The following is a 2,649-nucleotide window of genomic DNA, read 5'->3' on the forward strand; positions in this document are numbered from 1 at the left end:
GTTAAATCCCGAGGGCGCGCATCAGCAAATAGCCCAATCCCCTAATTTATTATTCCGACAATAAATCCGCCCTGCCTAGCCCCCCGCGTCCGGGGGGGGGACAAGAGTCCGATCTTTCGCTCCCCTACTATCAGGGAGATGCGAGGGGGATCGAGATATGTGCAACTTCACATTAAATTGGTATAACCGCTCGTAACTGTCCATCGTTTTGCTGCCTAGTATTTGTAAGCAGCAAAACCTGAGCGGAACCAAGACGATTTACCTCTCAAGGTAGATGTCGGTTAATCCTGCCTTTGAGATACTCCATATGAAATGTAACTATTTATACTAATGCCGCATCTTTTGTTGGTAGACGACGAAGCCCCACTCTGTGAAAGCCTTGCTTACTCACTGAGAAAGGAAGGCTATGAGGTCACTACAGCACCAGATGGACACAGCGCGATCAAACAATTCCACAAGCAAGTACCCGACATCATTCTGCTCGATCTGATGATGCCAGAAGTTGATGGGATGGAAGTATGTTGGCGTATCCGGGCTTTTTCTAATGTGCCTATACTGATGCTAACGGCTAAAGACCAAGATATGGATAAAGTGTTGGGCTTAGAGGCAGGGGCAGATGATTATGTGACCAAACCCTTCAATACGCAGGAATTGCTCGCACGGATTAAAGCTTTGCTGCGCCGCCATCATGCGGAATCTGCTTAAAAGCGGTTAAGACATCCTTCAAGGGTTTGATAGCTCGATTGGCTCAATCCGTGACCAATGGCGCTAGGTTAGGATCGCTTGCAACGGATACACCATTTATCCCAGCCATGTTTGAGCCGATGAAATTTTTTGCCCAAGACTCCTTCACGAGCAGATGGTTAGCATCTCTTCGGTGGAATTCAATCCACACGAAGCTCTTGGCTACCTACCTGATCCTGATCGTCTTAGGAACCTCGCTTATGTCTGGTTACATCCTATGGACGTTTTATGCCTTTTTCATGCAGTCTCGTCAGACAGATTTAGAAAACTGGGCAACAGCACTGAGCGAGAGCGTTGCAGATGCCCTCGAAGAAAAAGATACGCAACGGGTGCAGATCATTGTTCGGCGCTATGGGGCACCCGCCAATATCGCACTCCGTGTATTTGATGCCCAAGGTTCGCTGCTAGCCACCTCTAACCCTCAAACAGATCGACAAATCACCAATTGGCTGCTGATACCTGGCGTTTCAGAAGCACTACACGGTCATTCGGTGCAGGGCATGGCTAAAGGGGTTTTATCAAGGGAGGATCGCCTCTATATTGTCAAACCGATGACTCGCAACGGTCAGATGTTGGGGATATTGCGCATCTCGATTACTTTAGAACAGTTTCAGAAACAGTTTGTAAGGGTGATCTGGACAATTTTAGCCGCCCTTGGCATTACCATTCTTCTCTGTACCTTGGTCAGCGATCGATTAGCCCGGAGTCTCTCTAAACCCATTGAGGTGATGCGAAACTTTGCGATTCGTGTGGGTAGAGGACAGTTTGATGACAAACTCGTGATTCGTCAAAGCAATGAACTAGACCAACTCGCAACGGAACTGAATCGTATGAGTGAACGGTTGAAATCATTGGACAACGAACGCAGAGCCTTCCTAGCGAATGTTTCCCATGAACTGCGGACCCCTGTGAGTAATGTTCAGGTCACCATTGATGCGCTGGAGCGTGGCGCTGTGGATGAGCCGGAGTTGCGCGATCGCTTTTTTCAAACCATTAAAGAGGAGACGAAGCGACTTTCGGGCTTGATTCACGATTTGCTCGATTTAGGACGCTTAGAAGCAGGTGTCACGCTATTAGAAATCCAAGCCATTGCCTTAGAAAGCGTCATCAGCCGTGCGATTAGAGCAATGGAAGTTCGTATGCAGGCTAAAAACGTGACTGTAGAAGTTGATGTTGCTGACCTTCGGATTATGGGCGATTCGGAACGCTTATTACAGGCTTTTTTGAATCTCTTAGACAATGCGATTAAGTATTCTACCCCCAATGCTCGTATTTTCATTGCTGCCTCTGGCAACAAGCAACAGGCTCTGATTTCAATTCGAGACCAGGGAAGCGGCATTCCTGAAACCGATTTACCTCGCATTTTTGAACAGTTTTACACCACGAGCCGCTCTAGTAAGAATGGGGTTGGTCTGGGTCTAGCGATTGCCAGACGCATTATTGAAGCGCATGGAGGCAGTATTACAGCCAATAGTAAACCCGGTCAAGGGGCTGTATTCACCCTTTCTCTACCCTTAGAATTATAAGTAGTTGATCCCATTGTCTAGTTCCGTGTCACTTCTTCCACCTGACTCACAGCAGTATTAGTCAAATGGATAGGAAAACCCGACTCTGCCAAATCAGACAATCTAGATATAATTATCTTTTTATTTAAAGAAAAATGTTGTGCTAATTCTTTGTCAGGACATTTGCATTTTTTATAATTATTTAGTAGGCTCTAATACCAATTTAATGTGAAGTGGCACATATCTCGATCCCCCTCGCATCTCCCTGATAGTCGGGCGACGAAAGATCGGACTCTTGTCCCCCCCCGGACACGGAGGGCTAGGGCAGGGCGGATTTATTGTCGGAATAATAAATTAGGGGATTGGGCTATTTGCTGATGCGCGCCCTCGGGATTTAACT

At 47.0% G+C, this 2,649-nt stretch carries 2 protein-coding genes; both read left to right on the top strand.

Features of this window, described 5'->3' with window-relative positions; genetic code table 11:
- Nucleotides 1–330: 330 nt before the first annotated feature.
- Nucleotides 331–705 (top strand): response regulator, encoded by a 375-nt coding sequence (locus QUA57_RS28315; RefSeq protein WP_190736601.1) that lies wholly within the window; start codon nt 331–333, stop codon nt 703–705.
- Between the two features lie 239 nt (nt 706–944).
- Complete coding sequence (locus QUA57_RS28320; RefSeq protein ID WP_333065116.1) at nt 945–2,270, top strand: ATP-binding protein; 1,326 nt, start codon at nt 945–947, stop codon at nt 2,268–2,270.
- The last annotated feature ends 379 nt before the right edge of the window (nt 2,271–2,649 follow it).

It is taken from the genome of Microcoleus sp. Pol7_B2 (assembly GCF_036701035.1).
GTDB lineage: Bacteria > Cyanobacteriota > Cyanobacteriia > Cyanobacteriales > Microcoleaceae > Microcoleus.